At 68.2% G+C, this 21130-nt stretch carries 18 protein-coding genes; 9 read left to right on the plus strand and 9 right to left on the minus strand.

Features of this window, described 5'->3' with window-relative positions; genetic code table 11:
* Positions 1 to 183 carry a DUF2273 domain-containing protein gene (locus ACX80U_RS07345; RefSeq protein WP_133081410.1) on the minus strand — a complete coding sequence of 61 codons (183 nt, stop codon included), beginning with the start codon at positions 181 to 183 and terminating at the stop codon, positions 1 to 3.
* Positions 184 to 272: 89 nt separating this feature from the next.
* Positions 273 to 812 (minus strand): Asp23/Gls24 family envelope stress response protein, encoded by a 540-nt coding sequence (locus ACX80U_RS07350; RefSeq protein WP_133081409.1) that lies wholly within the window; start codon positions 810 to 812, stop codon positions 273 to 275.
* A 315-nt stretch (positions 813 to 1127) separates the two neighbouring features.
* Here ACX80U_RS07350 and ACX80U_RS07355 point away from each other — a divergent pair, with 315 nt between their 5' ends.
* Genes ACX80U_RS07355 through ACX80U_RS07365 form a run of 3 tightly spaced genes read left to right on the plus strand, consistent with a single transcriptional unit; the run spans position 1128 to position 2762 of the window.
* The gene (locus ACX80U_RS07355; protein ID WP_459267947.1) at positions 1128 to 1796 is read left to right on the plus strand and encodes an RNA polymerase sigma factor; all 669 of its coding nucleotides are present in this window, start codon (positions 1128 to 1130) and stop codon (positions 1794 to 1796) included.
* Positions 1787 to 2374 carry an Asp23/Gls24 family envelope stress response protein gene (locus ACX80U_RS07360; RefSeq protein WP_208739476.1) on the plus strand — a complete coding sequence of 196 codons (588 nt, stop codon included), beginning with the start codon at positions 1787 to 1789 and terminating at the stop codon, positions 2372 to 2374. The genes ACX80U_RS07355 and ACX80U_RS07360 overlap by 10 nt, the downstream gene beginning before the upstream one ends.
* Positions 2364 to 2762 (plus strand): hypothetical protein, encoded by a 399-nt coding sequence (locus ACX80U_RS07365; protein ID WP_459267948.1) that lies wholly within the window; start codon positions 2364 to 2366, stop codon positions 2760 to 2762. The genes ACX80U_RS07360 and ACX80U_RS07365 overlap by 11 nt, the downstream gene beginning before the upstream one ends.
* Positions 2763 to 2808: 46 nt before the next feature.
* Here the strand turns inward: ACX80U_RS07365 and ACX80U_RS07370 are convergent, their stop codons facing one another.
* A complete protein-coding gene (locus tag ACX80U_RS07370; RefSeq protein ID WP_459267949.1) occupies positions 2809 to 4116 on the minus strand; it encodes a cellulase-like family protein in 1308 nt (435 codons plus the stop codon).
* On the minus strand, positions 4113 to 7409 hold the full coding sequence (locus ACX80U_RS07375) for a DUF5107 domain-containing protein (RefSeq protein ID WP_459267950.1): 3297 nt from the start codon (positions 7407 to 7409) through the stop codon (positions 4113 to 4115). Before ACX80U_RS07375 ends, ACX80U_RS07370 begins: the two co-directional genes overlap by 4 nt.
* 178 nt (positions 7410 to 7587) lie before the next feature.
* Here ACX80U_RS07375 and ACX80U_RS07380 point away from each other — a divergent pair, with 178 nt between their 5' ends.
* Positions 7588 to 8364, plus strand: coding sequence for a helix-turn-helix domain-containing protein (locus tag ACX80U_RS07380; RefSeq protein ID WP_459267951.1), 777 nt, complete (start codon positions 7588 to 7590; stop codon positions 8362 to 8364).
* A gap of 20 nt (positions 8365 to 8384) precedes the next feature.
* On the opposite strand, the gene ACX80U_RS07385 is transcribed toward ACX80U_RS07380, so the two are convergent.
* From ACX80U_RS07385 to ACX80U_RS07395, 3 genes are all read right to left on the minus strand, one after another.
* Positions 8385 to 9251 (minus strand): ABC transporter permease subunit, encoded by an 867-nt coding sequence (locus ACX80U_RS07385; protein WP_133081402.1) that lies wholly within the window; start codon positions 9249 to 9251, stop codon positions 8385 to 8387.
* Positions 9245 to 10102, minus strand: coding sequence for a carbohydrate ABC transporter permease (locus tag ACX80U_RS07390; RefSeq protein WP_133081599.1), 858 nt, complete (start codon positions 10100 to 10102; stop codon positions 9245 to 9247). Before ACX80U_RS07390 ends, ACX80U_RS07385 begins: the two co-directional genes overlap by 7 nt.
* A 202-nt stretch (positions 10103 to 10304) precedes the next feature.
* Entirely contained in the window at positions 10305 to 11636 is a 1332-nt protein-coding gene (locus ACX80U_RS07395; protein WP_459267952.1) for an ABC transporter substrate-binding protein, read from the minus strand.
* 394 nt (positions 11637 to 12030) lie between these two features.
* Here ACX80U_RS07395 and ACX80U_RS07400 point away from each other — a divergent pair, with 394 nt between their 5' ends.
* The 3 genes from ACX80U_RS07400 to ACX80U_RS07410 all read left to right on the plus strand — a co-directional run bounded on the left by ACX80U_RS07400 (position 12031) and on the right by ACX80U_RS07410 (position 16990).
* A complete protein-coding gene (locus ACX80U_RS07400) occupies positions 12031 to 14331 on the plus strand; it encodes a beta-galactosidase (RefSeq protein ID WP_459267953.1) in 2301 nt (766 codons plus the stop codon).
* 230 nt (positions 14332 to 14561) lie between these two features.
* Positions 14562 to 15824 (plus strand): alpha-hydroxy acid oxidase, encoded by a 1263-nt coding sequence (locus tag ACX80U_RS07405; RefSeq protein ID WP_459267954.1) that lies wholly within the window; start codon positions 14562 to 14564, stop codon positions 15822 to 15824.
* 50 nt (positions 15825 to 15874) lie between these two features.
* Positions 15875 to 16990, plus strand: coding sequence for a Gfo/Idh/MocA family protein (locus ACX80U_RS07410; protein WP_459267955.1), 1116 nt, complete (start codon positions 15875 to 15877; stop codon positions 16988 to 16990).
* A 23-nt stretch (positions 16991 to 17013) separates the two neighbouring features.
* On the opposite strand, the gene ACX80U_RS07415 is transcribed toward ACX80U_RS07410, so the two are convergent.
* A complete protein-coding gene (locus ACX80U_RS07415; protein ID WP_459267956.1) occupies positions 17014 to 18336 on the minus strand; it encodes an APC family permease in 1323 nt (440 codons plus the stop codon).
* Between the two features lie 180 nt (positions 18337 to 18516).
* Between ACX80U_RS07415 and ACX80U_RS07420 the strand changes: the two genes are divergently transcribed.
* Complete coding sequence (locus ACX80U_RS07420) at positions 18517 to 19905, plus strand: OFA family MFS transporter (protein ID WP_133081396.1); 1389 nt, start codon at positions 18517 to 18519, stop codon at positions 19903 to 19905.
* Position 19906: 1 nt separating this feature from the next.
* Positions 19907 to 20011 (plus strand): MFS transporter small subunit, encoded by a 105-nt coding sequence (locus ACX80U_RS07425; protein ID WP_420808225.1) that lies wholly within the window; start codon positions 19907 to 19909, stop codon positions 20009 to 20011.
* A 21-nt stretch (positions 20012 to 20032) separates the two neighbouring features.
* Here the strand turns inward: ACX80U_RS07425 and ACX80U_RS07430 are convergent, their stop codons facing one another.
* Positions 20033 to 21121 (minus strand): hypothetical protein, encoded by a 1089-nt coding sequence (locus ACX80U_RS07430; RefSeq protein ID WP_459267957.1) that lies wholly within the window; start codon positions 21119 to 21121, stop codon positions 20033 to 20035.
* Positions 21122 to 21130 lie beyond the last annotated feature (9 nt).

The raw sequence follows: 21130 nt of genomic DNA on the forward strand, positions 1-21130 counted from the left end.
TCAGTTGCCCCGGCTGCGGGAGCCCGAGAGGTCCTGGAGCGTCAGTGTGCCGTCCAGGAAACGTCCGACGACCAGGCCGGCCGCCGCGAAGAGGATGACGGCGAGGAATTCCAGGAATCCCCCGAAGATCGACGCGAAGCCGAGAAGGAGTCCCACGAAGAGACCGATGGTGCTGCGTGACATGACTGTGTCCTAAAAGATGGCGGGATCAGGGCGGGCGCCGGTCCGAAGCTGACGGGGAAGGCTCGGGACCGGCGGTGGGACGAAGGCGTCTACTCGAGTTCCTTGCCCGTGGAGGACGTCTTCGCACCGTTCGAGGAGTCATCCGCGTCGTCGTCCGTGGGCAGGTGCACATCGGACACGGTCACGTTGACCTCGATGACTTCCAGTCCCGTAGCGCGCTCGACGGCACTGATGATGTTCCTGCGGATGTTGTTGCTGACGTCGACGATCGATGCGCCGTACTCGACGACGACCGTGACGTCGATCGCGGTCTGCTTCTCGCCCTTCTCGATGCTGACTCCGCCCGAGGCATTGGTCTGCGATCCAGGGATCCGCTCGGCGATCTGGTCGAAGGCGCGGCGGGCGGCGTTCCCCATCGCATGGACGCCCGGGACCTCACGGGCCGAGATGCCGGCGATCTTCTGCACCACGGTATCGGCGATCGACGTGTTGCCCTGGTCGGTCTGCAGGGGGCTTGCAGACCCGGAGTCACGGGTTCCGCGTGCCGGGCCCGCGTGGTGATCCTGGTCCTCGTGGGTGGCGGGGACTACTGCTACCCGGCGTGCTGCTGCGTTCTGGTCATCTGCCATATCGGTCGGACTCCTACATGTGGGGGATGGTGCCGTACACAGGTAAAGACGACGCCCTCGCCGATTCGTCACGCCGTCGACACGACTTTCTTTTTCCGACCTGTACCGCCTGGACACGGCCCGGTAGCTCCAGCGGTGCCGGGGGAAGGGGCCCGCAGGTCGTCCTGCGCTGCGGTACGTGGAGTGCTCCTGCGTCGATGGGAGGAAGGCGTGCCCGGTCGCCTATGCTGTCGATGTCGATGGCGGCGCCACTCGGCGACGACCCCACGAATGGCGTGACGACTGCACACGGTCCCAGCGGAAGGAGGCATGCCGATGGACTCCACCCATGACTCCGACGAGGCAGGTCCGTCCGTCGAGGCCCTGGACGACCTCGATGAATCGACGATCGTCTCCCGGGCTCAGGACGGTGACCTCGAAGCCTTCGAATGGCTCGTCTCCGCCCACCAGGGGGGAGTGTTCCGGCTGGCCTTCAGGATGCTGAACGATCACGCGGAAGCCGAGGATGTGGTGCAGGAGACCTTCATCGCCGCGTGGCGCAGCCTGCCCGGGCTCTCCTCGCCACAGGCCTTCATCCCCTGGCTGTACCGCTCCGCGACGAACAAGTGCTTCGACCTGCTGCGCAGCCGCCAGCGGCGGCCCAGTGACTCGACCGCCTTCGACGCCGAGCAAGGTGCGGCAGGAGGGCCGATCCCGGAGCAGGGCTGGAAGAGTGGGCCCGGGGGGCCGGTGGGGACGGCCGTCGGGTCGCGCACCGCCCAGGACCCGGCACTTCACCACGAGGCCGAAGCGCAGATGCGCGCTTTGGCGGACCTGCTGCAAACCGTCCCGGAAGGGCTGCGAGCCTGCTGGTTGCTGCGGGATGTCCACGAGTTCTCCTACGCTGAGATAGCGGCAATCGTGCAGATACCCGAAAGTACTGTCCGTGGACGTATTGCGCGGGCCAGACGGTTCCTCGCAGAAGGGATGCAACCATGGCGTTGAATGAGGATCAGCCACGCCTGGGGTGCGGGCGGATCATCGACGACGTGTGGGCATCCATCGACCAGCCGCCGACGGTGCACGAGCAGACGTGTCCCGACTGCCAGAGCGCACGCCTCGCACTCCATCAGCTGGAGGCAGTCGCCGGGTCCCTGCGTGAGCGTGACCGGGACGATCCGGCCCTGCAACCAGGGCTGAGGGTCAAGGAGGCGATCATGATGGTTGCCCGGGCCGAGGTCCGGCGCAGCCGACGGGCGCCGTTGGCCACCACTGCGCTGGGCGTCATCGATATCAGCGAACAGGCTCTCAGCGGACTCATCCGCTTCGCGGCCTCGACCCTGCCCGGTGTTCGCGCCCGCCGTTGCACGATCTCCAGCACACCAGGCACTCCCCAGTCGGCGCCCGCGGCGGTCGATGCCGGGAACGTGCGCATCACACTCACCGTGGCGATCGCCTCGGGGGTCAGGATCCCCGCCACCATGGACCTGCTCCGCGAGCGCATCAACGCCGTCGTGCAGGCCCAGACGTCCATCACCATGCAACAGATCGACATCATCGTGGAGGACCTCTATGACTTCTGATCAGTCCCTCCGGGCGTCGGCCGTGGACCTCGAGGCACTCGCCGACTCCTTGAGCGACGCACTCGCCGCGCACCCCGGCGTCGTGCGCCTCGAACCCACGGTGCGTAGCGTCATCGATCGCTGGACCCCGGCAGCCATCGACCAGATGCACAGGAGCCTCCGACCCGCTGCCCGACCTCCGGTCGTGGCCCGTGACGGACTGGTGCTCTCGATGACCGACCTCGTCCTGACGCTGCAGATCGATCTCGCGACGGACATCAGGAGGTCGGCCCTCGAGTTGGCTCAGGAAGCGCAGGACCTCGCCGGCCGCCTGGTGCAGGACGCAGGCCTCACCATCGGCAGCATCGACGTCACGATCCTGGCCATCGAAGGAGCTCGCACGCCGTAACCGCCCGGCGCCTCCCGAGGGACAGCAGGACGGGTGCCGCTGCCCTCTATGGATGATCGAGGATTCGGGCGTTCGTCTGCTGCTGCCATCCCTTGTCGGACCAGAAGGGGTGGTGCGGTGCCGCGTTGGACCCGAGCACCATGCCCCATACGCCGTGATCGAGGGCGGTCGTGATGCCGTGGACCGCCAGTTCCCGACCGATGACTCCTTCCTCGAAGGTGCCGAGGAGGGGTGTGTAGCCGATCCAGCCCTCACCGATGACCGCTGGTACCTGCTGCCATCGGGCCCACCCTGCGACGGCGATCACCCGTGATTCGATCTCGCGGCGCATCACCTCGCGGTAGGTGCCGTATTCGTTGTACAGCCAGGCGTCCCAGGCATCGGCGTCGATCCAGTCGTACCCGTACACCATCTGATCGGTCACCACGGTCGCGGCGTATTTCCACTCCGCTGCCCGACCGTAGTCGGCCGGGGTCGGGGCATCCGGACGCAGCAGGCTTCTGAGTTCGGGGTTGGGGAAGTCGGCGGTGTTCTCGGACCGGATGTCGATCCGTTTCTGCAGGGCGTCGAGCACCCCGTAGCTGTAGATGTGGAACTGTGCCGCACCCAGGCCGCTGGGGAGCTCGTGCATCGTGAGGTGCGGGGGCTTCCCGTAGCTCGCGGTGACGAGCAGGTCGGGGTGGAGCCCACGGAGCTGCAGGACCGCGTCGCCGCCGCCGTCCTGCAGCGCGGGCAGGATGGAGAAATCGACCTCGTTGTGCAGCTCGACCAGAGCGATCCGCTGTCGATGACCCGCAGTGGTGAGGGCCGTGATGAGCCTGTCCCAGGCCGCTGCGAGGAGTGCGTAGCGGTCGCCGAGTGCTACCTCGTCGATGGCGCGGAACCACTCCTGGGATCGCGCGAACGACGGGGATTGCTGGTACTCCCAGCTGGCGAGGATGACGACGAGCCCGTGCCTGGCGGCGGCGTCGAACAGTTCCATCAGGCGCTCGTGCAGGTTGATGGTGTAGCCGCCGGGGGCGTCGTACCACCGGGTGCGTTGCCCGAAGAAGCCTCCGTCCGGCCGTGCGCCGAGGCCCTCGATATCGAGCGCCCCGGCCAGGTGGTCGAGGCCGAGGTTCCCGAAGAGGAGCAACGGTGCTGCGCAGATCCGGATGGTGTTGTAGCCCAGCGCGGCCGCCTCGGCGCACGCGGCATCGAGGTCTGCGTAGGGTCCGCCCGGTTCCGCCCTGGTGTACCAGGAGAAGTCCCACAGACTGATGGTGAGCCGGCGGGGGAGGTGCTCCGGGACCGGGCCGGTCAGCCCGGAGGCGGTGGAATCGACGGTGCCCGAGCCCAGGTATCGGTTCTTCACAGAGTGCTCACTTCCTTCAGGTGGAGGGCCCGGCCCTGATCGGCGAGACTCCTGAGCCGGCGTGCCAGCAGCGCCTGCTCGGTTCCGGGGTGCTGGGTGAAGAGCAGCAGTTCGGGGAGCGAGGTGGCGAAGTAGTCCACCGTCGAGCCGGCCCGTTCGAGCTCGTCCGCCCGCGATTCGAGGCTCGCCCAGACAACCGTGGCGTTCGCGTCATCGCCGAGCTTGAGGCAGGCGACGCCGCGCCAATAGTCCTCCTGACCCACAGCGCGCCCGACCGCCAGTGCGTCGGGGCCGGCGCACCCGCGGGCGAAGGCCTTCAGCGCCCCGTCGCTGTCGCCCAGCAGCTCGAGTGCCTCGCCGAGCAGGACGTAGCGCTCGGCCAGGCTGCCCGCGGGGTGCCGTCCCTCCGAGAGGTTGGCCGGGGCGCCGATCCCTGCTGCGAGCAGCTCCACCGCGGACGAAGGGTCGGAGTCGAGAAGACGACGGGCGACGGCGAGGGATGCCCGGTCGTACGCCGCGAGGGCCTTGCCCTCCCCACCCTCGAAGGGCTGGAAGGTGCGTCGCTGCATGATGGCGAGGGCGTCGTCGGTTCTTCCCGTATCGACGAGCAGGTGGACGTAGTGCAGGGTCAGGTCGTCGCGGACGAGTACTGCCGTGCCCCAGCGCTCGATGCGGTGGAGGCGGTCCTCGGGAGGCTCCTCGGCCAGTGCGGCCAGGAGAGCGCGTTCGAAGACGAGACGGGGATCGCCGGGCCGGAGCTCGAGTGCCCGCTCGAAGTAGCGTGCGCCGTCCGTGGCGGGTCCGCCGCTGTTGACCGTCGCGACCGCCGCGTTCCGCCATGCGACAGGATCGATCGACCCGAGCTCCGTTGCCTGCTGCAGTGCTTCGCGTGCTTCGGCCGTCCGGCCGGCGTCGAGCAGCCAGGCCCCCAGGAGGGCGTGGGCGACGTGGTCCGTCGGATCCGATGTCCTGGCAGCGATCAGTGCGTCGTACTCGTCCAGGCCTGAGGGAAAGGCGTACTTCGTCGTCGACCCGCGGGCTTCCGCCCGCTCGGCCGATGCGCCGGCTGTGTCGCCCAGGGCATCGAACCACAGGGCCCTCAGGTAGTGCCGCAGTGGTTCCTGGTTGCCGAAGGTACTCAGGGATGCTGCGGGCGGATGTGCGGTGAGTCCGAGTGCCGTCCCGGCGTCGCCGAGACGCCACAGGTCCAGGGCGACGGTCAGGGTTGTCCTCGGATCGATCGGTTCCAGCCTGTTCGCGAGGGCCAGCGCGACCGGGTCGAGCGGATCTCCGGTGAGGCATCGCTCGAGCACCTGCTCGGCATGGGCAGCGTCTCCCGTTCGACGCAGCGCCACGATCATCGCGTGCTGTGCGGCGGGGCTCAACAGATCGTGCTGCCGGGCGGCGCGTGCGTGGTCGAGCGCCTCGCGCGGCCGCCCGGTGCGCAGTGCGACACGGGCCGCACCGAGGTGTGACGGATGCGCCCACGCCTTGTCCCAGGCAGCCTTCCCGAAGTAGGTCGCCGCCTCGTCGAGGTGTCCGGTCCGTTCGGCAAGGAGTGCCAGGCGGTAGTGGGCTTCACCGGTCGGCGGATTGAGGTTCCGCGACGTCAGCCGTGCAAGCGCACGCTGGTACAGCTCCCGGGCTTCCCCGTATTCACCACGCCGCTGGTGCAGGCTACCAAGAGCCAGGCAGGACCGGGAGTCGTGCGGGTCCCGGTCGAGCGCTTCCCGGAAGTAGCGTTCGGGGGACCGCGTCGGGTGCCGGTACTGCTGGAGGTGCGTCCCCGTGACGTACAGTTCGTCGGCTGACGCCACGGCGGCCGGTGCTGGGGGCTCCGTCGCCACCCACGGCTCGACGGCGTCGATGCCACCCGAGTGCAGGGTCCGGGCGACCAGCTCTGCGCCGTCGTGCAGGACCTGCAGCGTGAGGCGGTCGGAAGTGGCGGGGAGCTGCAACGGCACGGTCGCCGTGAAGGGCGTGGCCGGCGCGACGGCGGTACTGGTCTCCCACAGGATCGTGCCGTCCCGGGACAGGACGACGCGGACGTCGTCGAGCACCCTGGCGCTTGCTACTCCGACCTCGACGATCGAGGCATCCTCGTCGCAGTGGAGTGAGACGGCGAGCTCCCGGGTGGCCTGATGTGCAGGGCCGATGGCCCGGATGGGGTACCAGAACTGGCTGAAGGTGCGCGTCTCACCGGGCGCGAGGTAGCTGAAGTCCGGCTGGTTGTCGGTGAAGACGCCGGCCATGAGTTCGACATAGGGCCCGTCCGAGTCGGTCAGGAGGCGGTCCCAGGCATGACCGACCGGACCGTTGCCCCAGGTCCACTGCTTCTTGCCGGGCGCGATCGACCGGTCCGCCCAATGGACGAAGCCCGCATCCGCCCGATGGTCGTACCCGCCGAAGAAGGAGTCCTCGGTGTCGGTGATCATGTAGGAGGTGGGAACAGGGATGTTGCCGTAGTAGTCGATGCGGTCGGCGTCCGGACGTGACGCGCTGACGCAGGCCGGGTAGTCGACGCCGTAGTACGGTCTGTCCGCCCGGGGAAAGGCCGTGACGGCTCTCCGGGCGTGGTCGGCCACGTAGTGGACATCCGGAGGGAAGAACGCCTGGTAGTCCTCATGGACCCGGGCTGCGACATTCGCCCACCAGAGGAACGTCTGCGGCTCGTCCGTCCGGTTGTACAGGCGTACGGCCACTTCGATGACGGAGCTGTCCGGGCGGATCCGGATGCCGTGCGTTCCCCGCATCCGCTGCAGCGGGTCCAGATCACCCTGCCAGACCGTCACGGAACCGTCCTCGGAGCGTTCGACGGAGGTCTCGACCGGTAGGTAGGTGCCCGGGCGGTGGTGCTGCGGCCAGTTGAACTCGACCCCGCCGGAGATCCACGGTCCTGCGAGTCCCACCAGGGCCGGCTTGATGACGTTGTTGCGGTAGAAGAAGTCGTACCCGTTGGTCTTGTCGTAGCCGATATGGATCCGCCCGCCGAGTTCGGGCAGGATCATCAACCGGATCCACTGGTTCTCGAGATGCACGGCCTGCCACAGTCGGGGCCGTTTCGTGGTGGAGATGCGGTCCGTGAAGGGGATGGGATAGACCCGTCCGCTCGAGCCCTGATAGACGCGGCGGTCCAGGAACATCGGGTACTCGTCCGGTTCGTCGGGCGCGTACGTATCGATCGACACCGCTTCGCTCCAGCAGGCGACGCCGCCCTCATCGAGCAGCGCCTGCTGGCCCGCGGGGGCCGGAGGAAGCGTGATGGAACTCTGGGCGTCATCGGCATGGCTCACAGAACCAACACTAGGAACGGACGACTCCGTCCGCCATGGCACATAATGAGGCATGCATGGACGATCCGACACCCATGAACCTGTGGGTGAGCGAGCGACGGGATTCGATGACCAACGCCTGGTGGTGGTTCCCCGGCCGCTCGTCAGGGAAGCACTCGGCCGCCCGGTGACACGCCGGATGGTGGTCACCGATGCGGGTTTCTTCCCGCGAGCCGAGGGGCATGGGCGCCGGAGGGACAAGGGTGCGCCGGAGACGATCATCATGCTGTGCGTGGCGGGCAGCGGCTGGATCGAGGTCGGTGGGGACCGGGCGCGGGTCGGGAAAGCAACGGCGGTCGTGCTCCCCGGGAACACGGGCATACCCCACGCCTACGGGGCCGCACTCGAGGATCCATGGACGATCTGGTGGTGCCATGTCCGGGGCACGGATGTGCCGGAGCTCATCGGCGAGGCCGGGATCAGCAATGACCGGCCGCTCATCGGGCTGGTCGCGGTCGACCGGCTGACCGCCGTCCTGGACGAGATCATCACCGCACTCGAACGGGACCAGTCGCCCGCCCGCCTCGTGGCGACGGCGGGCATGGCATGGCGCCTCCTGGCCTCCCTGGCTGTCGACCGCCGGTCGCCGGAACAGGGAGCACCACTGGAGCAGGCCATGCGGTTCCTCGAGGAACGCATCGACGGGACGATCCGGGTACCGCATCTGGCGGCGCTCGTCGGTGTGTCATCGTCCCAGCTGAGCAAGCTGTTCCGCGAGGCGACCGGGGGAGGGGTCCTCGCCCACCATGTGGCGTTGAAGATGGCCCGGGCGCGGCGCCTGCTGGACACGACGACACTCTCGGTAGCCCAGGTGGGGCAGGAGATCGGGATGGATGACCAGTTCTACTTCTCCCGGCAGTTCCGCCGGCTGCACGGACTCAGCCCGAGTGCCTACCGGGCCGAGCGGAAGGGCTGACCGGCCGTTCCCGCATGCGCTCAGCCTTTGGTGGCTCCCGCAGTCAGGTCGGCCTTCCAGAAGCGCTGCAATCCGATCATGAGCGCCACCAGCAGGACGGCGGAGAGCGCGGATCCGGTGACGACGAGCTGGTAGAACATCGGGTCCCGCTGGGTCTGCGAATTCCACAGGGTCAGCCCGAGGGTGAGCGGAAAGGTCTTCGTCTCATTGAGCATGACCAGGGGGAGCAGGTAGTTGTTCCAGATGGTGACGAACTGGAACAGGAAGATGGTCACGAGGGCCGGCGTCATCATGCGGGCCGCGATGGCGCCGAAGATGCGCAGGTCTCCGGCACCGTCGATGCGCGCCGCCTCGATGATCTCGTCCGGCACAGCGGCGTTCGCATGGATCCGTGCGAGATACACGCCGAACGGACTGACCATGCTCGGTAGGAGGACGGACCAGTAGGTGCCGGTGAGGTCGACGGCGTTCAGGAGGAAGTACAGCGGCAGGGCGATGACCGTCGCGGGCACGAGGACCCCTCCCAGGACGATCGAGAACAGCAGTTCCCGACCCCTGAAGGGGAATTTGGCGATCGCATAGCCACACGCCGCGGACAGGATCGTGGCGGCGAAGGCTCCTACGGCGGAGTACAGGATGCTGTTGAGGATCCAGGAGGTGAAGATCCCACCGTCCTGGGTGAAGACGTTGGTGAGATTCAGCCAGGCCTGCGGTGAGTCGGTGAACCACAGGCCGAAGCTGCTGAACAGCTCTCCTGGGCTCTTGGTCGCGGCGACGAGGACCCAGAGGATGGGGAGCAGGAAGTACAGGGCGGCGACGACGAGGACGCCGTTGACCACGACGGTGCTGGTCAGGGGTTGGCGGATGGGCTGGTTCCGGGTCACCATGCGCGGTCTCCCTTGCGGTTCACGAGTCGGAGGAATCCGAAGGAGAAGGCGAAGCCGAGCAGGGCGACGATGACAGCCATCGCTGCGGCCAGATTCGGGTTGCCCTGCGAGAAGGACTGGTTGTACGCAGCCAGGTTCGGCGTGTAGTCGGAGCTGATCGCCGTGGTCAGTGGTCTCAGGACCAGCGGTTCGACGAAGAGCTGCAGGGTGCCGATGATCGTGAAGACGGTCACGAGGACGACGGAGGGACGCACGAGCGGAAGTTTGATGCGCCAGGTGATCGACCACTCGGACGCCCCGTCGATCTTCGCAGCTTCGAAGAGTTCGGACGGGATGGCGTTCAGGGCCGCGATGAGAATCAGCATGTTGTAGCCGGCGAAGCCCCACAGTGCGATGTTCGCGATCGCGAACAGGATGCTGTCCGTGCTCAGGGGGTTCAGATCGATGCCGATCGAGGACAACCCCTGCAGGATGGGGCTCGTCGCCGGGATGTAGAGGAAGCCCCAGAGCAGGGCCGCGATCACGCCGGGCACCCCGTAGGGGATGAAGAAGACGACCCGGAAGATCCGCGGGAAGCGTGCGGCCGCCGAATCGATCAGGAGTGCCAGTCCCACGGCCGTCACCACCATGAGGGGCACTTCGATGGCCGCGAACGCCAGGAGCCGGCCGAGGCTCTCAATGAAGGACGGGTTCCCGAGGGCTGCACCGTAGTTGTCGAAGAGGACGAAGACCTTCTCGGGGGCACCGAACCCGAGCCCCGATGCTTTCGTGGAGAACAGGCTGTCATTGATCGCGTACACGATGGGTGCGATGAAGAACGCAGCGAACATGACCGCGAAGGGCACCACCATCACCAGGAGGGCGATTCTCGAGTGCCGGCGGGGCGTCCCCGTCGATGCCGGAGGACTCGCGGTGCGGGGTGTCCGGGGTGCTGGGGGAGGGGGGGGGGGGGGGGGGGCGTTGGGGGGGGGGGGGGGGGGGGGGGGGGGGGGGGGGGGGGGGGGGGGGGGGGGGGGGGGGGGCACAACCCCCCCCCCGCCGCTCGGGTCTGGCTCAATTGACCGCGATTCCCTTGTCCTTGAGCGCCGTGCTCACGTCATCCTGCGTCTTGTCGTACGCATCGGTCAGCGGCGTCCCGCTCTCGACTGCTGTCTTGACGTTGTCGCTGAGTGAGGCGAAGAGCGTCGAGGACAGGGGCGGCCACTTCCAGGTGTTGTCGACGTTCTTGTCCGACTCGGAGAAGACGTCCCAGATGTCCTGGCCGCCGTAGAAGGCGAAGACCTCGGGGTCGTCCTGCAGGGAGGCGATGGAACCGGTGTCGGCGATGGCAGGCCACCCGGCGCCCACGCTGGTCAGGATGCTGACGCTCTCCGGGTCGGAGTTCAGCCAGGCCGCGAACTCGGCGGCCTCCTTCGGATGGTCGGAGCCCTTGAGCACGGCGCTGGCTGAACCGCCGGCCCACGTCGCGGAGACATCCCCGCCGTCTTCCCACTGGGGCATCGCCCCGACGGCCCATTGGCCCGCGGTGTCCGGCGCGGTGCCACGGAGGATGGCGTCGGCCCAGGAACCGGAGATCCAGGAGGTGACGTTGCCGTTCTGGATATCGGCGTTCCATTCGCTCGAGAAGTCCGCCTCGATCTTCACGAGGTCCTCGTCGATCATCTTCTGCCAGAACTCGGCCACCTTCAGCGTCTCGTCGTCATTGATGGTGACGGTCCAGGCGTCGTTCTCGGCGGCGAACCACTTGCCGCCGCCCTGCTGGGACAGCCCGATCAGCCAGGGTGCCTGATTGAAGGCGAAGGCGGTGATGTAGCGGTTGGGGTCGGAGGCCCGGATCTTCTTCGCGGCCTCGTAGTACTCGTCCCACGTCTTCGGGTACGTGATCCCGAGGGAGTCGAAGATGTCCTTGCGGTAGAACTGGCCGAGGGGCCCACTGGCCTGGGGGACGGCATAGACGCTGTCGTTGAAGACACCTGTCTCCCACTGCCAGGGGACGAACTTGTCCTCCTGGTCGCCGACGTACTCGGTGATGTCCTCCAACGCATCATTGACGAGGAAGTCCGGGATGGCGTCGTACCCGAGCTGCGCGACATCTGCCGGGTTGCCTGCCTGCACGGCCGAGAGCATCTTGGCGTATCCGCCATCAGGGCCGGCCGTGATGGTCTCCAGCGTGACATTCACGTCGTCCTGTGAGGCGTTGTACGCGTCGACGGCCTGGTCGATGTTGGGGACCCAGGACTGGAAGGTGATGTCCACCGGTCCCTCCTGCGCCGCCGGTGCGGTGTCCCCGCCGGAACCGCTGCACGCGGTGAGCCCACCGGCCAGGACGATGATCACCGAAGCGGCCAACGCCGACCGTCGGCCCGAGAAGTGGTTGCCGAACATGACATGCTCCTTTGCACTGCGGGACGGGTGGACCCTTCCGGGTCCGGTGCGCCAAATCTAGGCGCGGAACTCACCGGGCGACATAGCGATATACGCCGTCAATATGGAGGATCATGTATCCGTCTCCACGTATTTCGGGTAGCGCCGCTGCTTTGCTTAGATGGCATTGATGCCATACACGTGGCGGATCCTCCTCGGAAATTCCCCTCGGGGACCCGCTTCCGAAGGTGTGACCAGGAAAGCCGGCCGGAAGGCCGGCGGGAAGCCGGTACCGATGACCTCCGATGTGCAACGTCCCCCACTGGTGATCGATGGACGATCCACGCGGGAGCTCGGGAAGCCCCACCCTCCTGTGGACGGTGAGCCATCCCGATATCGGCTGACGCCATGGTCCGTGACACGTGATGGCGTCCCGGTCGTCCCGGTGTCCGGCGAGATCCATTACAGCCGCGTCCCCCGGGATCAGTGGCGGGACCGCCTGAACCTCCTGAAGGCCGGTGGCATCACGGTCGTGTCGACCTATGTGTTCTGGATCCACCACGAGCCCCAGCGCGGTGTCGTGTCGTTCGACGGCAGGCTCGACATCGCGGCCTTCATCGACCTGTGCGCGGAACTCGGGTTGGCTGTCGTCGTGCGGATCGGGCCCTGGTGTCACGGCGAGGTCCGCAACGGCGGTTTCCCCGACTGGGTGCAGCAGGCACCCGTTCGGCACCGCACGGACGATCCCGGCTACCTCGCGTTGATCGAACCGTGGCTCTGTCGACTCGGTCAGGAGATCGCACCCTTCTGCCGGCCCGACGGTCCCGTCCTCGCCGTCCAGCTCGAGAACGAACTCTATGATCAGCCCCGTCACATCGGTACCCTCAAGCGCCTGGCCACCGACTGCGGCATCACCGCCCCCTTCTGGACGGCAACAGCGTGGGGCGGAGCCGACCTGCCACTCGACGAGGTCATTCCGCTGTTCGGCGGCTACGGCGACGGATTCTGGGTCGACGCCGACCAGCCATGGGACGAGAGCTTCCGCGCGCACTTCTTCTTCTCGCATGAGTGGGACGATCCCGGTATCGGCGCCGACATCCGTTCCGACCCCCGTGCACAGTCCCCGGTGCAGAATCCCTACCCGCCCGCAACGTGTGAGCTCGGTGGAGGCATGGCTACCGCCTACCACCGGCGGCCACGTCCGAGCGGGTTCGACATCGCCGCCGTCGCGCACAACAAGATCGGCAGCGGCTCCGCCTGGCAGGGCTATTACATGTATGCCGGAGGAGTGAACCCGTCCGATCGGGACCACTCCTACCGGACGGGGTTGCAGGAGTCCCATGACACCGGGTATCCGAACGACCTGCCCCGGTACGACTACGACTTCCACGCCCCGATCGGATCCTCGGGGCGGCTGGGGCCGAGCCACAACCTGCTACGTCGCCAGCACGCTTTCCTGGCCGCCTTCGGCCCGTCCCTCGGCTCCATGGAATCGAAGCTCCCGGCCGTGGAACCAGCCGGTGTCGATGACGCGAGGACTCTCCGGTGGGCCGTACGCAGCGACGGGCGAAGTGCCTTCCTCTTCATCACGTGGCATCAGCCCCACGTTCCGCTGCGGACGTATGAGCAGGTCCGGTTCGCGGTGGCCATGGACGACGGGCCCAGGCAGTTTCCGACCGATCCCGTGGACATACCGGCCGGAACCCTCGCACACTGGCCCCTCGGGCTGATGATCGACGGTGTCGAGCTCGAATGGGCGACCGCTTCGCCGCTGACCACGCTGCAGGACGGCGCCATCACGGTGCTCGTCCTCACGGCCGAGCACGGCATCCCGCTGGCATGGAGATGGGCCGACGACGTTGCCGTGACCCGGTACGAGGACGACGACGACGACGCCTCGAGCGGGCCAGGGCTGGTCACCCGGGTCTGCAGGTACCGATGCTCCACGCCTACAGCACACATCGACGTCGTCGTGCTCCCGGCGTCGGAGGCAGACCGGGCCTGGGTGCTCGGCGACGGCGCGGAGCGGCAATTGGTGCTGTCGGACGATCCGGTCTGGCTCGAGGCGGACGGTGGGCTCGGCGGGCGGACGGCGGCGCCCGAGCCGGAGGTCCGCCGGTACGACACGTCGACGCGCGCCGTCGTGCCTGTGCCGATCGAGGCCTTGCGGGACGCCGCCGCCGGCCGTCGGCGCCTCCCGGTCATCCTCCGACGAGCGGCGCAGGCGGTGCCGACAGGCTATGGCGAATCGGCCGGACGAGCGAGCGCCCCGACCCAGGACGACATCTCCCGGTTGGCGGCCTCCTACCGGATAGAGGGTGCCGACGGGCCGCGAGGCATGGAGCGACGACGACGTGAACTGGAGATCAGCTGGACGGGTGATGTCGCCCAGTTGATGGTCGGCAGCACCGTGGTGGCGGACCGTTTCTGGGACGGCTCGCCCTGGGTCGTCGACCTCGACGGCCTGGACGTCGGTGCCGAGGACGCCCTGGTCCTGACGGTGCTGCCTCTGAGTCCGGACCACCGCGTCCATCTACCGGCGGAAGCGCGCACCGTCCTGTCCCGGCGGAACCAGCGGGACGACAGCCCGTCCGTGGAGCTGGTGGAGTGGCAGCAGTGGGTGGAGTCATCCGGCCCAGCGCCGGACGTCCCATCGCCGTGCGCCACCGAAGGACGGGCCCGGACCGGTCCTGCCGACGGGTCTGCTGCTCACTAGGGCTGTCGTCGGTGCCCGTCGAGGACGGGTTCGCCCTCCTGCGGCGCCGGTGCATGGGGGCCGGAGCGCCGTGCACGCCTGCTGTCGGGGTTCCGGGGACCTGTAGAAGCTTCTGCTCCTTCTTGGTAGGGTGGGCCCGATACTTTGAATCGTTTCAAGCTACGACCACCGCGACTGCAGGGCACGAGACCGCCCGCCCTCGGTGTTCCTGCAGGTGAAAGGACCCTCCAATGACGAAGCGTCAACTTCCCGTTCCGGCGGAGATGCTCGAGCTGATGCAGTTCAAGAAGATCGAGCTCAACGGCAAGAAGCGGCGGCTCGATGGCGCGCTGACCATCGGGGACCTGCGGACCATCGCCAAGCGCCGCACCCCGAAGGCCGCCTTCGACTACACCGACGGCGGGGCCGAGGGCGAGCTGTCCCTGAGTCGTGCCCGCCAGGCGTTCGAGGACATCGAGTTCCACCCCTCGATCCTGCGCCCCGCCGAGCACGTGGACACGTCGGTGGAGATCCTCGGCGGTCCCAGCGCGCTCCCCTTCGGCATCGCGCCGACCGGATTCACCCGGCTCATGCAGACCGAAGGGGAGACCGCCGGCGCAGGTGCGGCCGCTGCCGCAGGTATCCCCTTCACCCTCTCCACGCTCGGGACGACCTCGATCGAGGGCGTGAAGGCGGCCAACCCGAACGGGCGCAACTGGTTCCAGCTGTACGTGATGCGGCAGCGGGAGATCTCCTACGACCTCGTCAAACGTGCCGCCGAGGTCGGTTTCGACACGCTCATGTTCACCGTCGACACCCCGGTTGCCGGTGCCCGGTTGCGCGACAAGCGCAACGGCTTCTCCATCCCGCCGCAGCTGTCGATCGGGACGATCCTCAATGCCGTCCCGCGGCCCTGGTGGTGGGTCGACTTCCTCACCACCCCGAAGCTGGAGTTCGCGTCCCTGAGCGACACCGGCGGCACGGTGGGGGACCTGCTGAACGCGGCGATGGACCCGACCATCAGCTACGACGACCTCGCCGTCATCCGGGACCTGTGGCCCGGCAAGATCCTCATCAAGGGCGTCCAGAACGTCGAGGACTCCGTGCGCCTCGTGGAGATGGGCGTCGACGGTATCATCCTGTCCAACCACGGCGGCCGACAGCTCGACCGCGCGCCCATCCCGTTCCACCTGCTGCCGCAGGTCGTCCGGGAAGTCGGATCCGATGCCACGATCATGGTCGACACGGGCATCATGAACGGGGCCGACATCGTGGCGTCCATGGCCCTGGGGGCGAAGTTCACCCTCATCGGCCGCGCCTACCTCTACGGGCTGATGGCCGGCGGACGCGAGGGCGTCGACAGGACCATCGCGATCCTCCGCGACGAGATCGAGCGCACCATGCGCCTGCTCGGGGTCTCACACATCGGCGAACTCGAACCCAGGCACGTCACTCAGCTCACCCGCCTGGTCCCGGTCACCAGGACGACCAGCGAGGCCGCCAGGCTGGTCTGAGGACCACCGGCATCAACCACACCCGAACCACGTCAGGCAGGGAGCCCCCGATGGATTCACGGACCGATACCGCGGACAGGTCAGGGGACAAGATCCGGTTCGGCATCGTCGGAAGCGGCTGGAGGAGCGAGTTCTTCCTTCGGGTCGCGCGGGAACTCCCCGACCGCTTCGAGGTGACGGGTCTCGTCACCAGGGACGAGGCGACCGGACGCCGTATCGAGGAGACGTGGCAGGTGCGGGCCTTCGCCTCCATCGACGACCTCGTGGCGAAGACAACGCCCTCGTTCGTCGTCGTATCCGTCCCCCGGGAGGTGGCGCCGGAGGCGATCCGCCACCTCGCCGAACTGAAGGTCCCGGTCCTCACGGAGACCCCGCCCGGCCCCGACCTCGCGGCACTGACCAGCCTGTATCCGCTGGTCGAGCGTGGGGCCGTCATCCAGGTGGCGGAGCAGTACCATCTGTCCCCACTCCTGCGTGCACAACTGGGCGTCGCCGCGTCGGGGCGCCTGGGGCAGATCAGCCAGGTGCTGGTCGCCCAGTGCCACGACTACCACGGTGTGAGCATCATGCGCCGCGCACTCGGCATCGGGTTCGACGATGTCTCGATCACGGCGTCGATCTTCCGGTCGCCGCTCGTGAAGGGGCCAGACCGGTACGGGGATCCTCGCGAGGAGGTCACCGTCATCGCGGAGCAGCTGTCCGCCCGTTTCGACGTCGGGGACCGGCTGGGGCTCTACGACTTCGCCGAGCAGCAGTACTTCTCGTGGATCCGGGCCAACCGGCTGCTGGTCAGGGGTGACCGGGGGGAGATCAACAACGCCGATGTGCACTACCTCGGGGACGTGCGTACGCCGGTCTCGACGACGTTCCGCCGTGTCGCGGCAGGGGAGGGCGGCAACCTCGAAGGGCTCTTCCTGCGCGGCATCATGGCCGGCACCGAGTGGGTGTTCGAGAACCGCTTCCTGCCCGCCCGGCTGAGCGACGACGAGATCGCGATCGCCGAGTGCCTCGTGCGGATGAGTGGATGCGTCGAGGGCGGCCCCGACCTGTACAGTCTCGCCGAAGCGAGCCAGGACCACTATCTGTCGCTGCTCATGAAGGAAGCGGCGGCCTCGGGCGAGACGGTCCGCTCCCGGCGCCAGGTCTGGTCCCGGTCGGAGCGGTAGGCGCCCCCGCACCCACCGGCGCCTCAGGCCTTGGTCGCCGCCCGGCCCCGTACGAGCCGCTGGATCCCGTACAGCGCCAGGCCCAGTGCGAGCAGGATGCCGCCGCGCAGCCAGATCTCCCCGGTCTGCTGCGTGAGCAGGAGGATGCACGACGCGATCGCGAGGTACGGGAAGACCACCGGGATGCGGAAGTGCCCGTGGTCCACCGTGTCCTTCCGCAGGACTATCACGGCGATGTTGGTGCTCAGGAAGACGAAGAGCAGCAGCAGGACCACGGTCTGCGAGAGCGACTCGAGCCCGCCCGTGAGGGTCAGTGCCATGGCGACGAGCGTGGTCGCGACGATCGCGACCCAGGGCGTGCGGCGGTTGGGCAGGACGCGGCCGAAGACGGACGGCAGCAGTCCCTGTTCCGCCATGCCGTAGGTGAGCCGGCTCGACATGATCATGGTGAGCAGCGCGCCGTTGGCGACGGCGATGAGGGCAACGAGGCTGAAGAGCCAGTTCGGGATGCCCGCTCCGGTGGCCGCGACGACGTCGAGCAGGGGTGAACTGGAGCCGGCCAGGTCCTCCGGGGCGAGCGCCGCGGAGGAGGCGAGCCCGATCAGGAGGTAGACGACGCCGGCCGTGAGCAGGGCGCCGAAGATGGCCTTCGGGTACACCCGGCTGACGTCCCGGACCTCTTCGGCGACGTTCGCGGAGACCTCGAAGCCGACGAAGGAGTAGTACGCGATGAGCGCCGCGGAGAGGACGGCGGTGCCCGCACTCACGCCGGGTGGGAACTCGGTGACGCGGGAGATGTCGCCGTTGCCGCCGGCGAGGAAGATGCCGACGACGACGATGACCAGGACGAGCCCGGAGACCTCGACCACGGTCATGACCACGTTGCTGCGCACCGATTCCTTGATGCCGCGCATGTTGAGCAGGGCGAGCAGGACGAGGAACACCAGGGCCGCGGGAACGGCGGGCACATCGATGAAGGTGGTGAGGTAGCCGCCCGCGAACGCCTGGGCGAGGCCTGCGGCACTCGTCACGCCGGCCGCGAGCATGCAGAACCCCACGAGGAAGGAGATGAACGGTTTCCCGAAGGCCCGTTCGGCGAACACCGCCGCGCCACCGGCCTTCGGGTACTTGGTGACGAGCTCTGCGTACGATCCCGCCGTCAGGAGGGCCAGGGCCAGGGCCACCATGAGGGGCACCCAGATGGCGCCCCCGACCTCCGCCGAGATCACGCCGACCAGCGCGTACACGCCTGCGCCGAGGACATCGCCGAGGATGAAGAGGTACAGCAGCGGACCCGAGATGCCGCGCTTCAATCGGGTGTCGGGGGCCTGTTCCGTGGTGGGCATAGGCGCCAGTTTAGGCGAAAATGCTAAGCCTGCTTGTGAAATACCACGCGGGCCGCCATTCGTCGCGCGGGGAGTACCGCCGATCGAGAAATACCCCACATCCATGTGATGCACACCATACTTGCCTTGGACAGGATCTTGGCCGGGGGGCGGCCGCCCACGCTGACAGAAAGGCTCTCGATGAGCTGGCTCGACCGCGACCACACCATCGCACCACCGGGATTCAACCGGTGGCTCATCCCACCCGCGGCGCTCGCCGTCCACCTGTGCATCGGCCAGGCCTATGCGACCAGCGTGTACAAGACGGCACTCACGGCGCACTTCGACGCGACCCTGACGCAGGTCGGCATCATCTTCTCGATCGCCATCGTGATGCTGGGCCTGTCCGCCGCGGTGCTCGGCACCTGGGTGGACCGCAACGGCCCCCGCAAGGCCATGTTCACCTCGGCGCTGTTCTGGACCTCCGGCTTTCTGGTCGGGGCGCTCGGCATCTTCACGAACCAGCTGTGGCTCGTCTACCTGGGCTACGGGGTCATCGGCGGCATCGGCCTGGGGATCGGCTACATCTCCCCGGTATCCACCCTGATCAAGTGGTTCCCCGACCGCCCGGGCCTGGCCACGGGCATGGCCATCATGGGCTTCGGCGGCGGCGCCCTGATCGCCAGCCCGCTCTCCACCCAACTGCTGCGCATGTACGACCCGAACTCGGGGGCCGAGGGCTGGGTGGCCAGCGGCGACGCCGTGGGCAAGCTGTTCCTGACCCTCGCCGTCGTCTACCTCGTCTACATGATGTTCGGCGCCTTCACCATCAAGGTGCCGGCGGAGGGCTGGAAGCCCGCGGGGTTCGACCCCTCGCAGCTGAAGTCCAAGCCCCTCGTCACCACCGACAACGTCTCGGCCGCCAATGCGATCAGGACCCGCCAGTTCTGGCTCGTCTGGATCGTCCTGTTCTGCAACGTCACGGCCGGTATCGGCATCCTCGAGCAGGCGGCCCCGATGATCCAGGACTTCTTCCGCGGCGCGGACGGCACGACGGCGGTGTCCGTCGCCGTCGCCGGTGGCTTCGTGGGCCTGCTCTCGATCGGCAACATGGGTGGACGGTTCGCCTGGTCCACGACGTCGGATCTCATCGGCCGCAAGCGCATCTACATGGTCTACCTCGGCGTGGGAGCCCTGCTCTACCTGGTGCTCGCCCTCGCGGGGTCCTCCACCACCCTGCTGTTCGTCGCCCTGGCCTTCGTGATCATCTCCTTCTACGGCGGCGGATTCGCCACCGTACCGGCCTACCTGCGTGACCTCTTCGGCACCTATCAGGTCGGTGCGATCCATGGCCGCCTGCTGACCGCGTGGTCGGCCGCCGGTATCGCCGGGCCGCTGATCGTCAACGCCTTCCTCGACTCGCAGGGAACGCCCGGGGAGCTGAACGCCGGGGCCTACCAGCCGGCTCTCCTCACCATGGTGGGGCTGCTGGTCGTGGGCTTCATCGCCAACCTGCTCGTCCGGCCCGTGGACCCGCGCTTCCACGAACCGACGGCGGACGCATCCCGAGAATTCGCGAAGGAGGCCTGACATGGCCGGAGCACGTATCGCCGTCGTCTGGGCACTCGTGGGAGTGCCTCTCGCCTACGGCGTCTTCCAGACCCTCACCCGGGTCGCGGCCCTCTTCGGCGGCTGACCGGCGCCGTCGGTCACGCCGTCACCCGGTCTGCCGTGCCGGTGCCCAGGCCATGGTGTCCTGGTGCCGTTGCCATGCCTGCCGCGGCTCCACCGACTCGCGTGCGACGTCGGTCAGCCACACCGTGGTGTCCGGGTTCCAGCCGGCGATCACCGATGCCGTGTCCGCCTCGACCCGCAGCGCCCGGGTGGCGCACCGGAGGTAGCCGAGGGCGGAGAGATGCACGGCGTCCCAGTCTGCCGCGACGCGCTCCCAGTCCGGGATCACCCAGCCGCCGGCACGGCCGGTGGTCCGGTACCAGTCGTGGCGGCGGGACGCGGTGACGTCGAGGGGGTACTCGCGGCACAGGGCCGCCCAGTCCTCCTCGACGGCCACCTCGAAGGTGCGGCCACCACCGCGGACCGGGACGGCCGTGGCGAACTCCTCGCCCGCGGCGTCCTCCACGAGGTCCAGTGCGGCCGGGATGTTCCCGACCGTCTGCAGGAGCCCCTCGGGGAGCGACCACCAGGTGCCGGAGTAGGGGGCACGGGGGTCGCTCGGACGATCGTGCCGGGCCCGTTCCTCCTCGGCACGCGCGCTGCGGGCCCAGGCTGCCAGGGCCTCCCGCGGACTCCCTGGCAGGTGCACGGGGTCCTCGGGGACGTGCCAGTCGAGGTGCCACTGCACGGTTCGCCGGGCCGATGCCAGCCACGGTCCGGTAGTGGACGCCAGGACCCGCCCCGCGACGGGGAGGAGCGACTCGCGGATGACCGGGAGCGCGGCGAGGACGTCCTCCCCGTCGGGTTCCTGCCAGCCGCGGGCAGCGCCGACCGACTGCCCGAACGCGTCGAGGATCCTGCTGTCGCTGATGTCTCCCGGGTTGATCGAGGCGATCCGGGCCGCCACCCCGGCCGGCGTCGCCGCGTCCGGTCGTCCAGGGTGCATGGCCAGCCCGTCGTCGTCCGATGCGGCGAGGACGAGGGTGACACGCGAGGTGCCCGACGCCGGGTCGAGGGCGCCGGCCAGGCGCATGACCGGGCTCCGGAGGTCCGGCGCCAGCAGCAGCGCGAGCTCGAGGCAGAGCCGGCGGCCGCGTGGACCCTCGAGCAGGACATCGGCCGGCACCGTCATCCGGCCATC

It is taken from the genome of Arthrobacter sp. TmT3-37 (assembly GCF_054510835.1).

Excerpts from the sequence above, each read along its gene's own strand:
- ACX80U_RS07345 (WP_133081410.1), bottom strand. The coding sequence starts at position 183 with ATGTCACGCAGCACCATCGGTCTCTTCGTGGGACTCCTTCTCGGCTTC.
- ACX80U_RS07350 (WP_133081409.1), bottom strand. The coding sequence starts at position 812 with ATGGCAGATGACCAGAACGCAGCAGCACGCCGGGTAGCAGTAGTCCCC.
- ACX80U_RS07355 (WP_459267947.1), top strand. The coding sequence starts at position 1,128 with ATGGACTCCACCCATGACTCCGACGAGGCAGGTCCGTCCGTCGAGGCC.
- ACX80U_RS07360 (WP_208739476.1), top strand. The coding sequence starts at position 1,787 with ATGGCGTTGAATGAGGATCAGCCACGCCTGGGGTGCGGGCGGATCATC.
- ACX80U_RS07365 (WP_459267948.1), top strand. The coding sequence starts at position 2,364 with ATGACTTCTGATCAGTCCCTCCGGGCGTCGGCCGTGGACCTCGAGGCA.
- ACX80U_RS07380 (WP_459267951.1), top strand. The coding sequence starts at position 7,588 with ATGGTGGTCACCGATGCGGGTTTCTTCCCGCGAGCCGAGGGGCATGGG.
- ACX80U_RS07385 (WP_133081402.1), bottom strand. The coding sequence starts at position 9,251 with ATGGTGACCCGGAACCAGCCCATCCGCCAACCCCTGACCAGCACCGTC.
- ACX80U_RS07390 (WP_133081599.1), bottom strand. The coding sequence starts at position 10,102 with ATGGTGGTGCCCTTCGCGGTCATGTTCGCTGCGTTCTTCATCGCACCC.
- ACX80U_RS07395 (WP_459267952.1), bottom strand. The coding sequence starts at position 11,636 with ATGTTCGGCAACCACTTCTCGGGCCGACGGTCGGCGTTGGCCGCTTCG.
- ACX80U_RS07405 (WP_459267954.1), top strand. The coding sequence starts at position 14,562 with ATGACGAAGCGTCAACTTCCCGTTCCGGCGGAGATGCTCGAGCTGATG.
- ACX80U_RS07410 (WP_459267955.1), top strand. The coding sequence starts at position 15,875 with ATGGATTCACGGACCGATACCGCGGACAGGTCAGGGGACAAGATCCGG.
- ACX80U_RS07415 (WP_459267956.1), bottom strand. The coding sequence starts at position 18,336 with ATGCCCACCACGGAACAGGCCCCCGACACCCGATTGAAGCGCGGCATC.
- ACX80U_RS07420 (WP_133081396.1), top strand. The coding sequence starts at position 18,517 with ATGAGCTGGCTCGACCGCGACCACACCATCGCACCACCGGGATTCAAC.
- ACX80U_RS07425 (WP_420808225.1), top strand. The coding sequence starts at position 19,907 with ATGGCCGGAGCACGTATCGCCGTCGTCTGGGCACTCGTGGGAGTGCCT.
- ACX80U_RS07430 (WP_459267957.1), bottom strand. The coding sequence starts at position 21,121 with ATGACGGTGCCGGCCGATGTCCTGCTCGAGGGTCCACGCGGCCGCCGG.